This window comes from Pseudomonas sp. 2822-15, assembly GCF_002742515.1.
In the GTDB taxonomy this organism is placed as follows: domain Bacteria; phylum Pseudomonadota; class Gammaproteobacteria; order Pseudomonadales; family Pseudomonadaceae; genus Aquipseudomonas; species Aquipseudomonas salomonii.
Genome location: NZ_LJRY01000384.1, coordinates 1 through 246, shown reverse-complemented (window position 1 = coordinate 246; position 246 = coordinate 1). Strand labels below are relative to the sequence as shown.

1 pseudogene is annotated in these 246 nt (G+C 35.8%); it reads left to right on the top strand.

Going from position 1 to position 246, the window contains the following annotated elements:
• Positions 1-246: pseudogene (locus AOA59_RS31145) on the top strand (RNA degradosome polyphosphate kinase); the annotation flags it as partial.

Here is a 246-nt window from a genome sequence, read left to right as displayed (position 1 = left end):
GTATTACTGGTCTTAAAACTCATAGTAAAATCACTTTGATCATCAGGCAAAAGCAAGGTACTATGCAGAGGATTGTGCATCTAGGAACTGGAAATTATAATGATAAAACTGCAAAATTGTATACAGATATGGGCGTTTTAACCACGAGGAATTCATTTGGGGTAGATGCAACAAATTTCTTTAACTACCTTAGTGGCTATTCTGATAAACCTTCATGGAATGAAATCTCAACTGCCCCCTTTGAAA